13 protein-coding genes are annotated in these 18,451 nt (G+C 58.1%); 8 read left to right on the top strand and 5 right to left on the bottom strand.

Annotated elements, in window-relative coordinates:
* The first annotated feature begins 60 nt into the window (after positions 1–60).
* Positions 61–1,542, top strand: coding sequence for an NAD(P)H-hydrate dehydratase (locus H1Y61_RS10650; RefSeq protein WP_174110819.1), 1,482 nt, complete (start codon positions 61–63; stop codon positions 1,540–1,542).
* Here H1Y61_RS10650 and H1Y61_RS10645 read toward each other — a convergent pair.
* The 3 genes from H1Y61_RS10645 to uvrA are packed head-to-tail and all read right to left on the bottom strand — an operon-like array spanning position 1,539 to position 5,832.
* Entirely contained in the window at positions 1,539–2,078 is a 540-nt protein-coding gene (locus tag H1Y61_RS10645; RefSeq protein ID WP_174110881.1) for a GNAT family N-acetyltransferase, read from the bottom strand. The genes H1Y61_RS10650 and H1Y61_RS10645 overlap by 4 nt on opposite strands.
* Positions 2,079–2,085: 7 nt before the next feature.
* On the bottom strand, positions 2,086–2,889 hold the full coding sequence (locus H1Y61_RS10640) for a DUF72 domain-containing protein (RefSeq protein ID WP_180572589.1): 804 nt from the start codon (positions 2,887–2,889) through the stop codon (positions 2,086–2,088).
* Positions 2,890–2,910: 21 nt separating this feature from the next.
* On the bottom strand, positions 2,911–5,832 hold the full coding sequence (gene uvrA / locus H1Y61_RS10635; RefSeq protein ID WP_180572588.1) for an excinuclease ABC subunit UvrA: 2,922 nt from the start codon (positions 5,830–5,832) through the stop codon (positions 2,911–2,913).
* Positions 5,833–6,110: 278 nt separating this feature from the next.
* Here uvrA and H1Y61_RS10630 point away from each other — a divergent pair, with 278 nt between their 5' ends.
* Both H1Y61_RS10630 and H1Y61_RS10625 read left to right on the top strand, forming a co-directional pair.
* Entirely contained in the window at positions 6,111–6,638 is a 528-nt protein-coding gene (locus tag H1Y61_RS10630) for a single-stranded DNA-binding protein (RefSeq protein WP_156547719.1), read from the top strand.
* Positions 6,639–6,680: 42 nt separating this feature from the next.
* The gene (locus H1Y61_RS10625; RefSeq protein ID WP_180572587.1) at positions 6,681–6,935 is read left to right on the top strand and encodes an RDD family protein; all 255 of its coding nucleotides are present in this window, start codon (positions 6,681–6,683) and stop codon (positions 6,933–6,935) included.
* Positions 6,936–7,010: 75 nt separating this feature from the next.
* On the opposite strand, the gene H1Y61_RS10620 is transcribed toward H1Y61_RS10625, so the two are convergent.
* Entirely contained in the window at positions 7,011–7,640 is a 630-nt protein-coding gene (locus H1Y61_RS10620) for a MarC family protein (protein ID WP_180572586.1), read from the bottom strand.
* Positions 7,641–7,918: 278 nt separating this feature from the next.
* On the opposite strand from H1Y61_RS10620, the gene gyrA reads away from it, so the two are divergent.
* Positions 7,919–10,711 carry a DNA gyrase subunit A gene (gene gyrA / locus H1Y61_RS10615; protein ID WP_174110824.1) on the top strand — a complete coding sequence of 931 codons (2,793 nt, stop codon included), beginning with the start codon at positions 7,919–7,921 and terminating at the stop codon, positions 10,709–10,711.
* 478 nt (positions 10,712–11,189) lie between these two features.
* Here gyrA and H1Y61_RS10610 read toward each other — a convergent pair whose 3' ends face one another.
* Positions 11,190–13,649, bottom strand: a complete 2,460-nt coding sequence (locus tag H1Y61_RS10610) for a heavy metal translocating P-type ATPase (RefSeq protein WP_180572585.1) — start codon at positions 13,647–13,649, stop codon at positions 11,190–11,192.
* Positions 13,650–13,855: 206 nt separating this feature from the next.
* Here H1Y61_RS10610 and ccoG point away from each other — a divergent pair, with 206 nt between their 5' ends.
* Genes ccoG through ccoS form a run of 4 tightly spaced genes read left to right on the top strand, consistent with a single transcriptional unit; the run spans position 13,856 to position 18,439 of the window.
* On the top strand, positions 13,856–15,442 hold the full coding sequence (gene ccoG / locus H1Y61_RS10605) for a cytochrome c oxidase accessory protein CcoG (RefSeq protein ID WP_180572584.1): 1,587 nt from the start codon (positions 13,856–13,858) through the stop codon (positions 15,440–15,442).
* Entirely contained in the window at positions 15,439–15,933 is a 495-nt protein-coding gene (locus tag H1Y61_RS10600; protein WP_174110827.1) for a FixH family protein, read from the top strand. The genes ccoG and H1Y61_RS10600 overlap by 4 nt, the downstream gene beginning before the upstream one ends.
* Positions 15,930–18,293, top strand: a complete 2,364-nt coding sequence (locus tag H1Y61_RS10595; protein WP_180572583.1) for a cation-translocating P-type ATPase — start codon at positions 15,930–15,932, stop codon at positions 18,291–18,293. The genes H1Y61_RS10600 and H1Y61_RS10595 overlap by 4 nt, the downstream gene beginning before the upstream one ends.
* Complete coding sequence (gene ccoS, locus H1Y61_RS10590; protein ID WP_180572582.1) at positions 18,290–18,439, top strand: cbb3-type cytochrome oxidase assembly protein CcoS; 150 nt, start codon at positions 18,290–18,292, stop codon at positions 18,437–18,439. The genes H1Y61_RS10595 and ccoS overlap by 4 nt, the downstream gene beginning before the upstream one ends.
* Positions 18,440–18,451 lie beyond the last annotated feature (12 nt).

Genomic DNA, 18,451 nt, shown 5'->3' with positions numbered 1-18,451 from the left:
TCCAATATTAATTTCCTCAACGCCATTGCCGTTTGGTTCGGCTTTCGATTTGATATTTGCATGATGCAAACATCTTTTCATCACCTGATTTCTCCCTCTTCCATGGCGATGGTGGACCACGACGCGGCCAACTCGGGCATCGATAGTTATGGGCTGATGCGCAAAGCCGGTTCTGCCGTGGCGGCAGCGGCACTCCGGCTTTTCCCACAGGCGTTTAGGGTCGCGGTGCTGTGTGGGCCGGGAAACAATGGCGGTGACGGCTATGTCGCTGCCGAGGCGCTACGGGTATCAGGCGTTTCTGTTCAGGTCTTTTGTCTGGGTGAACCGGAAAAGCTGAATGGAGATGCCGCCCTGGCTTTTGCGGATTACCAGGGCAAGGTGGAACCCCTAGCTCTCTATGATCCTCAGGAGGGGGATCTGGTGGTCGATGCGTTGTTTGGGGCCGGACTGGCGCGCGACCTGCCTTCGCCGCTCACGGAACTGATCAAGCGGATCAACCAGGCCGGTACTGCTGTTCTGGCGGTCGATCTGCCCTCCGGTGTCGATGGTCGAACGGGCCAGCCCCGTCCGGTGGCGTTTCAGGCGGTCCATACGGTGACATTCGTGGCAAGAAAACCGGGACATGTGTTGCTGCCGGGACGTTCGCTTTGCGGAACGGTGGAGATCTACGACATCGGTATTCCACGTCGTATCGTTGAACGACATCGAGGCGAGGTTGCCGTCAATCATCCCGATTTCTGGGCGCATGTCCTACCAAAAATCTCTGGCGCCAGCCATAAATTCACCCGAGGCCACCTCACGGTGTTTTCCGGCCGCACCAGTGCAACAGGCGCCGCACGGCTCGCCGCTATAGCAGGATTGAAGGCCGGGGCCGGGCTGGTGACGCTAGCCTCACCGGCCAGTGCCGTCCTTGTCAATGCTGCTCAGACCACTGCCGTGATGGTGAAGACCATCGATGATCTCACGGCCCTTGAAGACTATCTGAGCGACCAACGGATGAGCGCCTTTGTGCTCGGACCCGGTTTCGGGATTGGTAAAAAGGCACGGGCATTCACTCTTGCGCTGTCCAAACGCAAGCTGGTTCTTGATGCTGACGGTATTTCCTCTTTTAGGGATCAACCAGACGAACTATTCAACGCATTTTCTGGCGGCGAAACCCGCTTGGTTCTGACGCCGCATGAGGGCGAATTCGCTCGTCTGTTTGCCGATATTGCCGGTGACAAGACGTTGGGTAAAGTTGAAAAGGCCCAAGCCGCTGCCAGCAAAGCCAATGCAGCCGTGGTGTACAAAGGTGCAGACACAGTGATTGCCGCTCCCGATGGCCGGGCGCTGATCAACGAAAATGCGCCGCCGTGGCTTGCCACAGCCGGTTCCGGCGATGTGTTGGCCGGGATCATTGGCGGACTACGAGCGCAAGGCGTTCCGGCCTTTGAGGCGGCGGCAGCAGGTGTCTGGCTCCATGCTGAAACGGGCGCAAGGCTCGGCGAGGGGTTGACAGCAGAGGATCTGGCTGCGGCTGTGCGGCCCTTTCGCCAAGACTAAAACATCAGCATCATGGCGACACGGCGAAGTGGATTGAGGCCCTTCGCCACTTCTGCGGCAAGAATCTCTTTCAAGCGCATGGGACAGGCGTCCCCCTCAACGGCATGAAACCCAAGAGAAGAATAAAAGGGCGCGTTGAAAGGCGCGAAACGATCCGTTGTCAGGGTCGAACCCAAGAGATGTCTGGCCCGTCCTTCAGTGAGCAGAGCGTTTATGAGGTGCCGTCCAATTCCCCGCCGCTGCCATTCAGGATGAACATCCACTTCTCCTATGTGCAGCCATCCCTCGCTGATATAGCCCCCAGCATATCCGACCGGACTCTCAGTTCCATCGAAAGCCGCCAGAAGCAGACCGGCATCGAGATACACTTGCAATTCCTCGTCGCTGCTTGCAACAGGGTCGCCTGTTACGGCCCCAGCAGCCCGAAGGGTTTCGAACGAGGCCAATTCCACCTTGCGCAGACTGCAAAAATGGTGAGCCGTAGCGGGACCGATATGGATCGTGCTGAGAGTGTCGCCGATAGATGTCGTCATCATGAGAAATTCAGTTCGATAGCGCTTTCTGAAGCATTTGCGCGCCATTCGGCGCATTGACCTTGCCGCCCGTGATGAAAAACGCAAAGACATCGCGTGGTTTTTTATCCACTATCCGGTGCGGCGCGATCAGCGGCAAATCCTGCGGCACCCCGCCATCGGCATAGGCAGAAAACCGTTTTGCCCAGTCCTTCACCTGGGTTTCAGGATAGCAGGTCTTGACCTCATCCGTTCCCTTTTGCAGTCGGGCATAGACGAAATCCGCGGTGACATCGGCAAACATCGGGTAATCGTGGTGATCAGCGCAGACTGCGGCCACGCCATGACGCTCCAGCATGGTGATGAAATCAGGTGTCTGGAACGAGGGATGGCGTGGCTCGACCACATGCCGCAGCGTCAAACCATTGAGGGTTTTCGGCAGGAGCGACAGAAACCCCTCGAAATCCTCAGGTTCGAACTTTTTCGTTGCCATGAATTGCCAGAGAATTGGGCCAAGGTGGCTGCCAAGTTCGGCAATACCCTGGTTCAGGAATTTCTCAATAGACGGGCCGGCCTCCGCCAATATCTTACGATTGGTGCAATAACGACTGGCTTTCAACGAAAAGACGAAATCGTCAGGCACGTCAGAGGCCCATTTGGCAAAAGTCTCCGGCTTTTGGCTGGAATAATAGGTGCCGTTGACCTCAATAGCCGTGAGCTGGCGACTGGCATGTTCCATCTGCCGTTTCTTCGGCAGCTTTTCAGGATAGAACGTGCCTTCCCAAGGCTCGAACGTCCAGCCGCCGATGCCGGTACGGATTGTGCCTGAGGTCATCTGCCCACTCCTTGTTGATCGCTATTCTGCGGCTTGCGGCTTCTTCATCGGACGGCGCTCCAGCAATTCTCGCAGGAAATGGCCTGTATAGGACGCCTCGACCTTGACGATCTCTTCCGGCGTGCCTTGGGCGACGATCTCGCCGCCGCCATCGCCGCCTTCAGGTCCAAAATCGATGATGTGATCGGCAGTCTTGATGACTTCGAGATTGTGCTCGATAACCACGACCGAATTACCCTGATCGACCAGTTCCTGAAGCATTTCCAAAAGCTTGGCGACGTCATGAAAATGCAGGCCGGTGGTCGGTTCATCGAGAATATAAAGCGTGCGACCCGTCGATTTCTTCGAGAGTTCCTTGGCAAGCTTGATGCGTTGGGCTTCGCCGCCCGACAGCGTATTGGCCTGTTGCCCTACCTTGATGTAGCCGAGGCCGACATCGAACAGCGCTTGAAGCTTGTCGCGCACCGCAGGGACAGCCGAGAAGAATTCCACACCTTCCTCGACCGTCATGTCCAGCACATCGGCGATCGATTTGGTTTTGAAGGTCACATCAAGCGTTTCGCGATTATAGCGTTTGCCATGGCAGACGTCGCAAGTGACATAGACATCCGGCAGGAAGTGCATTTCAATCTTGATGACGCCATCGCCCTGGCAGGCTTCACAACGTCCGCCCTTGACGTTGAAGGAGAAGCGGCCGGGCTGATAACCGCGCGCCTTGGCCTCCGGCAGACCGGAAAACCAGTCTCGAATTGGCGTAAACGCGCCGGTATAGGTGGCTGGGTTGGAGCGCGGCGTGCGGCCAATCGGCGACTGGTCAATATCGATCACCTTATCGATGAATTCGAAACCATCGATCCGGTCGTGATCGGCCGGATTTTCCCGGGCGCCCATAACCCGTCTCGCTGCTGCCTTATACAGTGTCTCGATCAGGAAGGTCGATTTGCCACCGCCGGAAACGCCGGTAACGGCGGTAAACACACCAAGCGGAATGGCCGCCGTGACATTCTTCAGATTGTTGCCCCGCGCGCCGATCACCTTGATCTGCTGGCCTTTCTTGGGCTTACGCCGCGCTGGTGGCACTTTAACGCCAAGCTCGCCGGTCAGATATTTACCGGTCAGCGATTTGTCATTGGCCATGATGTCTTGCGGACTGCCTTTGGCGATCACCTGGCCACCATGAATGCCTGCCGCAGGGCCGATATCGACCACATAATCGGCGGCCAGAATGGCATCCTCGTCATGCTCGACGACAATCACCGTATTGCCGATATCACGCAGGTGCTTCAGCGTATCGAGAAGGCGGGCATTATCGCGCTGGTGCAGGCCAATCGACGGCTCATCCAGCACATAAAGCACACCGGTCAGCCCTGAGCCGATCTGCGAGGCAAGCCGGATGCGCTGGCTTTCACCGCCAGACAGGGTGCCGGAATTGCGCGACAGGCTGAGATAATCCAGCCCGACATCGTTGAGGAAGCTCAGGCGTTCGCGGATTTCCTTGAGAATACGAACGGCGATCTCGTTTTGCTTGTCGGTCAACAGACCAGGCAGGGTCTCGAACCAGCCACCGGCAACCCGGATCGACATTTCCGTCACCTGGCCAATATGCAAGCCGTTGATTTTCACCGCCAGCGCTTCCGGTTTCAGCCTGAAACCCTTGCAGACGGGGCAGGGTGCGGCGGACATGTAGCGCTCGATTTCTTCCCGCGCCCAAGCACTATCGGTTTCCTTCCAGCGCCGCTCCAGATTTGGCACGATGCCTTCGAAGGTTTTTGTCGCGCTATAGGAGCGTGCACCGTCGGCGTAGTGAAACTCGATCTTTTCTTCCGTGCCGTGCAGGATGGATTTCTGCGCCTCAGCGCTCAGCTCCGACCATTTGCTGGTCAACTTGAAGCCAAAAGCTTTGCCGAGGCCTTCAAGGGTCTGGTCGTAATAAGGAGAGCTGGATTTTGCCCAGGGGGCAATTGCACCGTCCTTCAACCGCTTGTCGGCTTCGGGAATGATCAGCGCTTCATCAATCTTCTGCTGGAAACCAAGGCCGTCGCAGGTCGGGCAGGCACCGAATGGATTGTTGAAGGAAAACAGCCGGGGCTCGATTTCCGGAATGGTAAAGCCGGAGACCGGGCAGGCAAATTTTTCCGAAAACAGAACCCGCTCATGGGTCTCATTCAACGACTTGTTGGCGGAACCGCCAGCCGAAGTTTCATTGGCCGGCAGTGGCTTGTCGGCAAATTCGGCAACCGCCAACCCATCGGCCAGGCGAAGGCAGGTTTCCAGGCTGTCGGCCAGCCGAGAGGCCATGTCGGCCCGTACCACGACGCGGTCAACGACGATGTCGATATCGTGCTTGTATTTCTTGTCGAGGGTTGGCGCCTCGGCGATTTCGTAGAATTGGCCATCAATCTTGACGCGCTGGAAGCCTTTCTTCATCAATTCGGCGAGTTCTTTCTTATACTCGCCCTTGCGGCCCCGGATCAGCGGCGCAAGAATATAAAGCCTTGTTCCTTCCTCGAAGGCCAGAACGCGGTCAACCATCTGACTAACGGTCTGGCTCTCGATCGGCAGGCCGGTTGCTGGCGAATAGGGTACACCGATGCGGGCAAACAGCAGGCGCATATAATCGTAGATTTCGGTGACGGTCCCAACCGTCGAGCGCGGATTGCGCGAGGTGGTCTTTTGCTCGATGGAGATTGCTGGCGATAGGCCCTCAATCAGGTCCACATCGGGTTTTTGCATCATCTCCAGGAATTGCCGGGCATAGGCCGACAAGCTTTCGACGTAGCGGCGCTGGCCCTCGGCATAGATCGTATCGAAGGCCAGCGACGACTTTCCCGAGCCGGAAAGGCCGGTCATCACGATCAGGCTGTTGCGCGGCAGGTCAAGGTCGATGCCCTTGAGATTGTGCTCGCGCGCACCACGGATGGAAATCGTCTTCAATTCGCTCATAACAAAACTCGGTTTGGGAGAGAGCCGCAGGCAGGAATGCCGCTCCTTATTTAGTCACTGCTGCCGTCCTGTCGAGACGGGTAGGTCGATTCTGCGTTGGATTCCGATAGAGTTGACTGCATCATACAAATTTATTAGAACAAAGAAAGAACATTTTTGATCTGGATTCTTCGCTGTGGATTACAGGTGATCTGGCTGCCCCTAATCGACAGGGATAGGATAAGGTTAAAATTGATTGGATTTGTAAGCCGCCCCATGGTGGCAGCGAGGTGAGTATCATGGCTGGAAGCGTCAACAAGGTTATTTTGATCGGCAATCTGGGAGCTGACCCGGAAATCCGCCGCACCCAGGACGGTAAGCCGATTGCCAACCTGCGCATCGCCACGTCCGAATCCTGGCGCGACCGCAATTCCGGTGAGCGCAAGGAAAAGACCGAATGGCATAGCGTGGTGATCTTCAACGAAGGTCTCTGCAAGGTGGCCGAACAATATCTGAAGAAGGGCGCGACCGTTTATATCGAGGGTCAGCTTCAGACCCGTAAATGGCAGGACCAGAACGGCAATGACCGTTACTCGACGGAAATCGTCCTCCAGGGCTTCAATTCGACCCTGACCATGCTTGGCGGTCGTGGCGATGGGGCAGGCGGCGGTGCTGCCCGTGGCGGCAGCGATTTCGGCGGCGGCGGTGGCTACGACGACTACGGCTCGGCCCCGGCCCGCAGCGGCGGTGCGTCGTCCGGCGGTCGCGGTGCCAGTGCGCCGTCGGGCGGATTCTCGCGCGATATGGATGACGATATTCCGTTCTGATCGGCAGGGTCAGCAAAATTTTTGATGTGATCGGAGAGGTCTATGCCTGAAGATGAAACCAAAAGCAGACCGTCTCAATGGCGAATTATTCTTGCTTTCATACTCGATCTGTTCAGTTCATTTTTCGTCTTGGGTTATATCGTCGGTTATCTGAGCGGTGGTTTGACGCCAGACGGTTTTCAGTTGAACGGCTTACCCGCCTTCATCATGTTTGCTTTGGTTGTCGCCTATTTTGTCGTGTTCAATCGATTTCTGGGCGGTACGATCTGGAAACGGATATTGCGGGCGAACCATTAGAAAATGTCCGTCCTAAACCGCCTAGGAAGGTTTCGATTTTGCAATGGCGATGCTTTCATCGCCATTGCATGGGCCTCAAAGGTGAAATGCCGATTTGATGCCGTCAACGACGAATTGCACGGAGAGCGCGGCCAGGATGACGCCGAGCAGGCGAGTTAGGATTGCCCGGCCTGTCACACCTAAAAACCGGTCGAGGCGGTCGGCGATCACCAGGGCCAGCAGTACGACGCCAATGCACAGGCCGATGACCAGGATCAGTTCCGTGCGCTCTACCGGGCCCGGCAAGGCGCCTGCTAGCAGGATGGTGGCGGAAATGGCGCCAGGGCCAGCGATCAGCGGCAAAGCCAGCGGGAAAACGGCGATATTGTGCATATGATCGCGGGTAATCGCGTCTTCCGAGGTCTTTTCCTTACGCTCCTGGCGTTTTTCGAAAATCATCTCGAAAGCGATGACAAACAGCATCAACCCGCCTGCGATACGGAACGCGCCGATGGAAATGCCGAGCGCCTCGAGTATGCTGGCGCCGAATACAGCAAAGACCACCAGGATGCCAAAAGCGATGGCCGCGCCACGCAATGCCACTTGCTTGCGTTGATGCCTTGTCATGCCGCGTGTCAGGCCAAGAAACAGCGGTGCCAGGCCCGGAGGGTCCAGCGTCACCAGCAGGGTGGTAAAGGCATTGAGGAGAAGTTCGACATTGGTCACGGATGTTCTCCTGTTTCGGTTTGGATAAAGGCCACAGATTGCGCGAAACTGTGGCGCGATAGAATCCTCTACCATATCCGGGCCGTTGGAGAGTGATTTCCCGCGCGTGTAGACAACGTTAAGCCGCCTGTGATGGTCATTCGGGCAGATAGCGCCTCAGGGTTCAAGAAATGCCTTGTCATAGCCGCAAAAGCCTGTTCAAAACCTCCCAGCTAATTGGCGCGGAAAGGGGCTTTCCGCTATAAAATCCCTAGTGATTCTAACAGGCGTGACCCGTTTTGACTGAGCAAAGCACACCCGGCGGCAAAATGCCGTCCGATATCGAACCCATTTCGATCATGACGGAGATGCAGCGGTCGTATCTCGATTACGCGATGAGCGTTATCGTCAGCCGCGCGCTTCCTGATGTCCGTGATGGTTTGAAGCCCGTTCATCGTCGTATTCTGTTTGGCATGTCCGAACTGGGGATCGACTGGAACAAGAAATATGTGAAATGCGCCCGTGTGACCGGCGACGTGATGGGTAAATTCCATCCGCACGGCAATTCGGCGATTTATGACGCGCTGGCCCGTATGGCGCAGGATTGGTCGCTGCGGCTGCCGCTGATCGACGGTCAGGGCAATTTCGGCTCCATCGATGGCGATCCGCCAGCGGCGGAACGCTATACCGAGTGCCGCCTGCAAAAGGCGGCGCATTCGCTGCTGGACGATCTGGACAAAGATACGGTCGATTTTCGTGACAACTACGATGGCACGCTGTCCGAGCCTGTGGTCGTGCCAGCGAAATTCCCCAATCTTCTCGTCAACGGCGCTGGCGGTATTGCCGTCGGCATGGCGACGAATATTCCGCCGCACAATCTGGTCGAAGTCATCAATGGCTGTATCGCGCTGATTGAAAACCCGGCTATCGAATTGCCGGAACTGATGCAGATCATTCCCGGTCCCGACTTCCCGACAGGCGCGCTGATTCTGGGCCGTAGCGGCATTCGCTCGGCCTATGAGACCGGACGCGGTTCGGTGATCATGCGCGGCGTGGCGCGGATCGAGCCGATGCGTGGCGATCGCGAACAGATCATCATCACCGAGATTCCCTATCAGGTGAATAAGTCGACGATGATCGAGAAAATGGCCGAATTGGTGCGCGACAAGCGCATCGAGGGCATTTCCGACCTGCGTGACGAATCCGACCGCCAGGGCTACCGGGTCGTGGTCGAGTTGAAGCGTGATGCCAATGCAGACGTGATCCTCAACCAGCTCTACCGTTATACGCCGCTGCAAAGCTCGTTCGGCTGCAACATGGTGGCGCTGAATGGCGGCAAGCCGGAACAGTTGACGCTGCTCGATATGCTGCGGGCTTTCGTCAGCTTCCGCGAGGAGGTTATTAGCCGGCGAACGAAGTATCTTTTGCGCAAGGCGCGTGACCGCGCCCATGTGCTGGTTGGCCTCGCCATTGCCGTTGCCAATATCGATGAAGTCATCCGGCTGATCCGCCAGGCGCCAGATCCACAAACAGCGCGCGAGCAGTTGATGGAGCGGCGCTGGCCGGCAGCTGATGTCGAAAGCCTGATCCGGCTGATCGATGATCCGCGCCATCGGATCAACGAGGACAACACCTATAACCTGTCGGAGGAGCAGGCCCGCGCTATCCTTGAATTGCGTCTTGCCCGCCTGACAGCACTTGGCCGCGATGAAATCGACGAGGAATTGAACAAGATCGGGGCGGAAATCTCCGATTATCTCGATATTCTGTCGTCTCGCACGCGGATTCAAACCATCGTTGTCGATGAGCTTGTCGCCGTGCGCGATGAATTTGGCACGCCACGCCGCAGCCAGATCATGGAAGGCGGCCCTGACATGGACGATGAGGATCTCATCGCCCGTGAAGACATGGTGGTGACGGTTTCGCATCTTGGCTATATCAAGCGTGTTCCGCTGGTCACCTATCGCGCCCAGCGTCGCGGCGGCAAGGGCCGCTCCGGCATGGCGACCCGCGACGAGGATTTCGTTACCCGGCTATTTGTTGCCAATACCCATACGCCGGTTCTGTTCTTCTCGTCGCGCGGAATCGTCTACAAGGAGAAGGTCTGGCGTCTGCCGATTGGCACGCCGCAGTCACGCGGCAAGGCGCTGATCAACATGCTACCGCTGGAGCCGGGTGAGCGGATCACGACGATTATGCCACTGCCCGAGGATGAGGCAAGCTGGGATAATCTCGACGTGATGTTCTCGACAACGCGGGGTACCGTGCGTCGTAACAAGTTGAGCGATTTCGTCCAGGTCAACCGCAATGGCAAAATTGCGATGAAGCTTGAGGAAGAGGGCGATGAAATCCTCTCCGTCGAAACCTGCACGATTGACGACGATGTGCTTCTGACCACGGCTTTGGGTCAGGCGATCCGCTTCCCTGTCGATGAAGTCAGAGTGTTTGCCGGTCGCAATTCCATCGGCGTGCGCGGCATTTCATTGCAGCCAAATGACCGGATAATCTCGATGACCATCTTGAGCCATGTCGATGCCGAGCCATGGCAGCGTGCGGCCTATCTGAAGCGTTCTGCTACGGAGCGCCGCGCCAGTGGCGTGGACGAGGACGATATTGCGTTGGTTGGCGAAGAGGTGGGTGAAATCGGTGATTTGTCCGAAGAGCGTTATCAGGAACTGAAGGCCCGCGAACAATTCGTGCTGACGATCTCCGAACGCGGTATCGGAAAACGCTCTTCTTCCTATGACTTCCGCACGTCGGGTCGAGGCGGCAAGGGCATTCGGGCCACCGACACGTCAAAGACATTGGAAATCGGCCAGTTGGTCGCGGCCTTCCCCGTCGAAGACAAGGACCAGATCATGCTGGTCTCAGATGGTGGGCAGTTGATCCGCGTGCCGGTCGATGGCATCCGCATCGCCAGCCGCGCCACCAAGGGCGTGACGATCTTCAATACCGCCAAGGATGAAAAGGTTGTATCGGTCGAGCGCATCAATGAGCCGGAAGGCGAAGAGGATGGCGAGATCGGTGCAGAGACCAGTGCCGAGGAGGGTGTCGCCACCGATACGGCGACGCCGGATGAGAGCGCGACCTAAGGGATCTCGTTCAGGTTAAAAACCAGAAGGCCATGGCGTTACCCGCGCCATGGCCTTCTGCATTCTGATAATCTTTGTGCCAAGCATCTGCGCCGCTATTATTGATCAGGCACCCATTATACGAAGAGCCATTGAAGATTGCTCATCGTATTGTTTTTGAAAAAATCTCAAGCGACTGGTGCATTTGAGACATTTTCAATTTTTCAAGTCGAGGATGCATCAGCATGTCAGAGACTTGGTATTAGAGAATTGTACTGATTCCTATCAGAGTACACGACGCAGGCGTTTCTCGGCTTCGCCACCCCCTCTTGCCTCTGCCGCCACCTTCTCCCCGCTGGGGAGACGAGGGAAAGAACCGCAGCATTAGGGGCCTCCGAGCCCCCGTTTTACGTGTTGGCGAGGTGAGGGGAGCCCGCACGCGAAGGTAAATTGTCGTGTACTCTACCGTCCTATTTTCTGCACTATGTCCAATATACCTTCACGCCGGGCGTAACTTGCGCAACCTGAGCGCGTTGGTCAGTACGAAGACACTGGACAGTCCCATTGCCCCGGCGGCGAAGATCGGCGATAGCAGTGTTCCATTGACGGGGTAGAGCAGACCAGCCGCCAGCGGGATCAGCAGGACATTGTAGGCGAAGGCCCAGAACAGGTTCTGGCCGATATTGCGGATCACCGCCTTGCTGATGGTAATAGCCCGTGCCACGCCTTGCAGGTCGCCGGACATCAACACGACGTCGGCGCTTTCGATGGCGATGTCGGAGCCAGTGCCAACTGCGATGCCGATATCGGCGGCGGAAAGGGCCGGGGCATCGTTAATGCCATCGCCAACGAAGGCTAGTTTGCTTCCATCCTTGCGAAGACCGGCAATTGCCGCAACCTTACCGTCCGGCAGGACTTCGGCAATCACCGTATCGATGCCGAGTCGGGCGGCGATGGCCTCGGCGGTGCGGCGGTTATCGCCGCTGATCATCGCTACTTTGAGGCCAAGGTCGTGCAAGGCGCGGATTGCCGCCGGTGTGCTTGCCTTGATCGGGTCGGCGACGGCCATCAGAGCTGCGGCTTTGCCATCAATCGCCAGATAGAGGGGCGTTTTTGCTTCCAAACCCAGACGCTTCGCGTCCTCGGCAAATGCGGAGAGGTCGATGCCATGCCGGGTCAGCGCCCGGTCGGCACCAACAAGCACCTGATGGCCGGAGATGATACCGCTGATACCGTAGCCTGGCTCTGCGACAACATTGATTGCGATCTGGGGAGGCGCTTGTTCAGCCTCGGCAGCGGCCAGAATGGCTTTGGCAATCGGGTGTTCCGAGCGCGCCTCAAGGCTGGCTGCAAAGGACAGGATGTCGGCACGGGAAAAGCCGTCTGCCGCGACCAGATCGGTCAGTTCCGGCCTGCCTTCGGTTAGCGTGCCGGTCTTGTCGAGGGCAACGACCGTCACATCACGCAGGCTTTGCAAGGCTTCGCCCTTGCGAAACAGCACGCCCAACTCGGCGGCACGGCCGGTGCCAACCATGATCGAGGTCGGTGTGGCCAGCCCCATGGCGCAGGGGCAGGCGATGATCAACACCGCGACAGCATTGACCAGCGCATAGCTGAGTGCAGGCGTGGGGCCAAACAACAGCCAGACAATGAAGGTGAGCAGAGCCGCCGCGATCACGGCTGGAACGAACCAGCCGGTTATCCGGTCCACCATCCCTTGAATCGGGAGTTTCGAGCCTTGCGCGGTTTCCACCATGCGGATGATCTGGGAAAGAAGCGTGTCGGCTCCGACCTTAGTGGCGCGAAACCGGAAAGCACCGTTCTTGTTGATCGTGCCGCCGGTCACCGTGTCGCCGTCTGCCTTTTCCACCGGAACCGGCTCGCCTGAGATCATCGATTCGTCGATAAAGGAGCGGCCTTCGATCACCACGCCATCGACAGGGAGTCTTTCACCGGGGCGGATGTCCAAGATATCACCGACGATAACGGCGGTAATGTCGAGTTCAACAGGTTTGCCTTCCCGGATCACCCGCGCGGTTTTGGGGCTGAGACCGATCAGCCGTTTAATGGCATCGCTGGTCCGGCCTTTGGCACGGCTTTCCAGCGTTCGGCCCAGCAGCACCAGCGTGACGATAACGGCTGCCGCCTCATAATAGACATTGATGGTGCCTTGCGGCATCAGCCCCGGCATGAACGTGGCGACCAGCGAATAGCCATAGGCGGCAGATGCGCCCAGCACCACCAGCGAGTTCATATCCGGATGAAGGCGTATCAGGTTCGGCACGCCACGGCGAAAGAATGTCAGGCCAGGACCAAACAGCACCAGCCCGGCCAGCAGGGCCTGAAGCACCCAGCTGGTCTGCATGCCGAGCGTGTTCATCACCCAGACATGCAGGGCGGGAATGAGGTGTGAACCCATTTCGATGATAAAAACCGGTAGGGTCAGGAGAAAGGCAATCACAGTCATCCGCGTCAAGCGATGCGTCTCATCGGCGCGCCGGTCGGGCAGGGGGTCGGACGGCGCTTCCGGATTGGCGGGTTTGCGAATGTGATAACCGGCCTGTTCAACGGCAGATACGAGGGTCTGTCTATCCGTGTCTGCGGTGACAGTCACGGTAGCGCGTTCGGTTGCTAGATTGACCGCAGCCGAACTGACGCCCGGCACGGCGGCCAAGGCCTTTTCGACCCGCCGTACACAAGAGGCGCAGTTCATGCCTTCTATGTCCAATTCGCGGGTCTCAATACGCGGCGCGTAACCGGCCTGTTGAATGGCCGCCAACACGGCAGCGAGATCCGGCTGCTGCGAAAATTGCACGCTCGCCTTTTCGCTGGCCAGATTGACCGAGGCAGACGATACGCCCGGCACGGCGGCAATCGCCTTTTCGACCCGCCGCACGCAAGAGGCGCAATTCATGCCATCGATAGCGATGGTGGTTTCAAGGGTGTTGCTGGCATTCATCGGTCTGGTTCCTATCCGGCTGCCAGCCATAGATAAGGCTTCCCATTATGGGAAGGTCAAGACGTGATCTAAATAAATCTCAAGATTGCGAGATCGGCAACGCGCAAGCTCTGGTCTGCTGTTTGAGGCGCATCGCCGCAGCTTGACTTAAGTCAAGGCTTCAAAGGGCGTGACGTGAAAAACCTCTGATAACGAGAGGTGCCGTCATGACTAGCAATGGGATAGAAACACGACCGGATGTTGAGCGTTTCACCGCCGAGCCTGTGAATTCAGCCAAAATTCGCAGGCCGCTCTATGAAGCCCGCAAGAAGATCTTTCCAAAGCGCGCTTCGGGCCGTTTCCGGCAGTTCAAATGGCTGATCATGGCCATTACGCTTGGGATTTACTATCTCACACCCTGGCTGCGCTGGGATCGCGGTGCCTATGCCCCGGATCAGGCGGTGTTGATCGATTTGGCGCATCGCCGTTTCTACTTCTTTTTCATCGAGATCTGGCCACAGGAGTTTTTCTTTGTCGCGGGCCTGCTGGTCATGGCGGGGTTTGGCCTGTTCCTGGTCACGTCAGCGGTCGGGCGCGCCTGGTGCGGCTATACCTGTCCGCAGACGGTCTGGGTTGATTTGTTTCTGGTGGTCGAGCGCTTTCTGGAAGGCGACCGCAACGCGCGTATCAAGCTGGACGCCGCGCCGTGGAGCCCGTCCAAGATCTGGAAACGGGTTTCCAAGCATGTCACCTGGATCATCATCGGCGTACTGACCGGCGGCGCGTGGATCTTCTATTTCGCCGACGCGCCGAGCCTGCTGAAGGAGTTCGTGACCGGTCAGGCCGCCGGCGTTGCCTATGTCACTGTCGCCATCCTCACCGCCACGACCTATGTGTTTGGCGGGCTGATGCGTGAGCAGGTCTGCATCTATATGTGCCCGTGGCCGCGCATTCAGGGCGCTATGCTGGATGAAAAATCGCTGGTCGTGACCTATAATGACTGGCGCGGCGAGCCACGGACTCGTCACGCCAAGAAAGCCGCCGCAGCCGGTGAGAGCGTCGGCGATTGTGTCGATTGCAATGCCTGCGTGGTGGTCTGTCCGATGGGTATCGACATCCGCGAAGGCCAACAGCTGGAATGCATCACCTGCGCGCTCTGTATCGATGCCTGTGATGGGGTGATGGATAAGCTTGCCAAGCCGCGTGGGCTGATCGCCTATGCGACATTGGAGGAATATCAATCCAATATGGCGTTGGCGACCGATAACGGCACCCAGTCGATCGATCCCAACCGGGTCCGCAAGGCCGATGGCAGCTTTGTCGATGCCATCAGGCACTTCGATTGGAGGGTGATTTTCCGTCCCAGGACGTTGCTTTATACAGCCGTCTGGTCAGCCGTTGGTGGTGGCCTGTTGTTTGCACTGATGACCCGCGACAGGCTGGACATCAACGTGCTGCATGACCGCAATCCGCAATATGTGCTGGAATCCAATGGCGCTATCCGAAACGGCTATACGGTGCGGCTGCTCAACATGATCCCGCAACCGCGCGACCTGACGGTGACGCTGGACGGCCTTCCCGACGCCACCATGAAGGTCAACGGCATGCAGGACCAGCCTAGCCGGTCGATGACGGTCACGGCGGAACCGGATGAGGCGACCACGCTGAAGATCTACGTCACGCTTGCCGGTCGCGACGTGACGGAGGCCTCCGAGCCATTCCGCTTTATCGTCAGTGATCCGAATTCCAACGAGCAAGCCATCTATAAGGCCACATTTAACGGTCCCGGCAACGGATCTGGAGAGAAAAAATGAGTGCTGACAGCCCAAAGACCTTTATTTTCACAGGCTGGCATATGCTGGCGACGATCTGCTCTTTCTTCGGGGTGATCATCACAGTCAACCTGACAATGGCCTGGTATGCGGGCCATAGCTGGAGCGGTATGGTGGTGCAAAACACCTATGTCGCCAGCCAGCAATTCAACGACACGACAGCGCAAATCCGCAAGCTGCTGGATACCGGCATCCAGGGAACGATGACGATAAAGCAGGGGGCGATTGCCTATGATCTCGCCATTCCCGGCAAGGGTCCTGTGATTGCCGATCAGGTGGTTGCCAATTTCAAGCGCCCGGTCGGCGAGCATCAGGATTTCACCGTCATGCTGAAGCCAGCCGGTCCCGGACACTTCACCGGCGATCATCCTGTCGATGATGGCCATTGGATCGTCGAGACCATTGCAACGCGTGATGGGCAGCTGGTCATGCATGAAGCCAACCGTATGGCTGTCATCGGGGGTGAAAAATGAGTTGCTGCGCGGCGGGCTCGGAAGCGGCCCTCGACCTGGAACGCTCAGTGGCGCTGCTGCCATCCTCGGAGGAAATCCGGCTGGCAAGCCGGGATCTGGGCGAGGGGTTGACCCAGGTGGATTTCAGCGTACCCGGCGTCTATTGCGGCGCCTGCATCACCAAAATCGAGACGGCCTTGAAGCGCCTGCCTGCTGTCGAGCGCGCCCGCGTCAACCTCTCCACTCGGCGCGTCGGCGTGGTCTGGCGGACAAGGGTTGCAGAGGAAGGGCCGTTCATCGACCGGGAAGCAGGCCCATTTACGCACGATAGCGGGTTCGATCCGGCGGAGCTTGCGCGCACCATTGCGTCTGCTGGCTATAGTTGTCACTTGTTCACACCTCAGGATCTGGCGTCCGATCTGCTCTTGAAACAATTGATCCGGGCCGTCGCCGTCACAGGCTTCGCTGCTACCAATATAATGCTGCTGTCGGTCTCCGTCTGGTCCGGTGCGGATGCATCGACGCGGGATCTGTTTCACTGGATTTCGGCACTGATTGCCGCACCGGCGCTGATCTATGGCGGGCGGTTCTTCTATCAATCGGCCTGGACGGCACTTCGGCACCGGCGCACCAATATGGATGTGCCGATTGCCATCGGCATCTCGCTTTCTTATTTTTCGTCGCTGTGGGAAACCATTCATCACGGTGAACATGCCTATTTCGATGCAACGGCGTCTCTGCTGTTCTTCCTGCTGATCGGTCGGGCGCTGGACCATATGATGCGCGACCGCGCCCGTTCGGCGATCAGTGGCCTGGCGCGGCTCAATCCGCGCGGCGCCACCGTTGTCGGCGCAGACGGTAGCCGGGAATACCGGCTGGTGGATGATATCAAGGTGGGTGAACATGTCGCCATTTCCGCGGGCGAGCGTATCGCGCTTGATGGCACAGTCATTGCCGGGACCAGCGATCTCGACGTCTCCATCGTCAATGGTGAAAGTGCACCACAAACCGTCGGACCCGGCGATGCCGTGCAGGCGGGAACACTGAGCCTCACCGGATCGCTGACGGTCAGGGCGACGGCGCAGGCACGTGACTCCTTCCTTTCGGAAATCATCCGGCTGATGGAGGCGGCGGAAGGTGGCAAGGCGCATTACCGCCGCATCGCCGACCGCGCCTCGCAGCTCTATGCGCCTGTCGTCCATCTGCTGGCTCTCACCTCTTTCATCGTCTGGGGGCTTTATGATGGCGACTGGAAACATGCCCTGATGGTGGCGATTGCCGTGCTGATCATTACCTGCCCTTGCGCATTGGGCCTGGCCGTGCCGGTCGTGCAGGTGGTGGCAGCCGGAAAACTGTTCCAGCGCGGCATCATGGTCAAGGACGGCTCGGCCATGGAGCGCCTGGCCAAGGTGGATGCCGTCGCGTTCGACAAGACAGGCACGCTGACGCTTGGCCGCCCCATGCCCGTCGATATCAACCAGGCCAGCCCCGGCATGATCTCTATTGCCGCCGGGCTTGCCGCTCATTCCCGCCATCCGCTGTCGCAGTCTCTATGGCGCAGCGCCTCATCCAATTACGCAGCCGGGGCAATCCGCAATTTCTCCGGTGTGACGGAAATTCCGGGTAGCGGCGTTGAGGCCGACGCGGCGGAAGGGCGCTACCGGCTCGGAAACCGCCGCTTTGCACTCGGCTCAGGCGAGGGTGAGGCCGATGGTCCGGCTCTGTCGGAAGTCATTCTTTCGCTGAATGGTTACAGTCTCGGCTGTTTCCGCTTCGAAGACAGCCTTCGTCCCAGCGCAGCTGAGGTTATTGCCGGGCTACAGGCCGAGGGCATGAGGGTCACGATCCTGTCGGGAGACAGGACGCCGGTGGTGAAGGCGCTCGCTGCACGGCTTGGCGTCGACGCGGCAGAGGCCGAACTCTCGCCATCCGGCAAGGCAAAATTCTGCGCGTCAGCAGACGAGGCTGGGAGGCATCTGCTGATGGTGGGCGATGGCATCAATGACGCGCCAGCGCTATCGGCTGCCTATGTCTCCATGGCACCAGCCACGGCAGCCGATGTCGGGCGCCAGGCCGCCGATTTTGTCTTCATGCATGATGGGCTCGATGCCGTGCCTTTCGCCATAAACGTCTCCCGCCGGGCAGGGCAGTTGATCCGCGAGAATTTCGTGCTGGCAATCGGCTATAACGTGCTGGCCGTGCCGGTCGCTCTGCTGGGCTATGCCACACCGCTGATTGCCGCCGTCGCCATGTCGACCTCCTCGATCATCGTGGTGGCCAATGCGTTGCGGCTGAACGGGTTGGGCGGATTTATCCGCAAGACCGACGCTCATGCCCTTCAACCCGCATCAAACCGCAAACCGCTGGGAATAGCCGCATGAACATGCTGATCTATCTCATTCCCATCGCCCTTCTGATGGGTGGCATAGGGCTTGTCGCCTTTCTCTGGTCGCTGAAAAGCGGCCAATATGAGGATATGGATGGCGCGGCGTGGCGGGTGATCACCGACGACGACGACCATCCTTGATCGTTGATTTGC

This window comes from Agrobacterium vitis (assembly GCF_013426735.1).
GTDB classification, from domain to species: Bacteria; Pseudomonadota; Alphaproteobacteria; order Rhizobiales; family Rhizobiaceae; genus Allorhizobium; species Allorhizobium vitis_D.
This window is presented reverse-complemented; position numbering and strand designations above follow the sequence as displayed.

Coding starts and splice junctions, on each gene's coding strand:
- H1Y61_RS10600 (WP_174110827.1), top strand. CDS start 15,439: ATGAGTGCTGACAGCCCAAAGACCTTTATTTTCACAGGCTGGCATATG.
- H1Y61_RS10645 (WP_174110881.1), bottom strand. CDS start 2,078: ATGATGACGACATCTATCGGCGACACTCTCAGCACGATCCATATCGGT.
- H1Y61_RS10640 (WP_180572589.1), bottom strand. CDS start 2,889: ATGACCTCAGGCACAATCCGTACCGGCATCGGCGGCTGGACGTTCGAG.
- uvrA (WP_180572588.1), bottom strand. CDS start 5,832: ATGAGCGAATTGAAGACGATTTCCATCCGTGGTGCGCGCGAGCACAAT.
- H1Y61_RS10650 (WP_174110819.1), top strand. CDS start 61: ATGATGCAAACATCTTTTCATCACCTGATTTCTCCCTCTTCCATGGCG.
- ccoG (WP_180572584.1), top strand. CDS start 13,856: ATGACTAGCAATGGGATAGAAACACGACCGGATGTTGAGCGTTTCACC.
- ccoS (WP_180572582.1), top strand. CDS start 18,290: ATGAACATGCTGATCTATCTCATTCCCATCGCCCTTCTGATGGGTGGC.
- H1Y61_RS10595 (WP_180572583.1), top strand. CDS start 15,930: ATGAGTTGCTGCGCGGCGGGCTCGGAAGCGGCCCTCGACCTGGAACGC.
- H1Y61_RS10610 (WP_180572585.1), bottom strand. CDS start 13,649: ATGAATGCCAGCAACACCCTTGAAACCACCATCGCTATCGATGGCATG.
- H1Y61_RS10625 (WP_180572587.1), top strand. CDS start 6,681: ATGCCTGAAGATGAAACCAAAAGCAGACCGTCTCAATGGCGAATTATT.
- H1Y61_RS10630 (WP_156547719.1), top strand. CDS start 6,111: ATGGCTGGAAGCGTCAACAAGGTTATTTTGATCGGCAATCTGGGAGCT.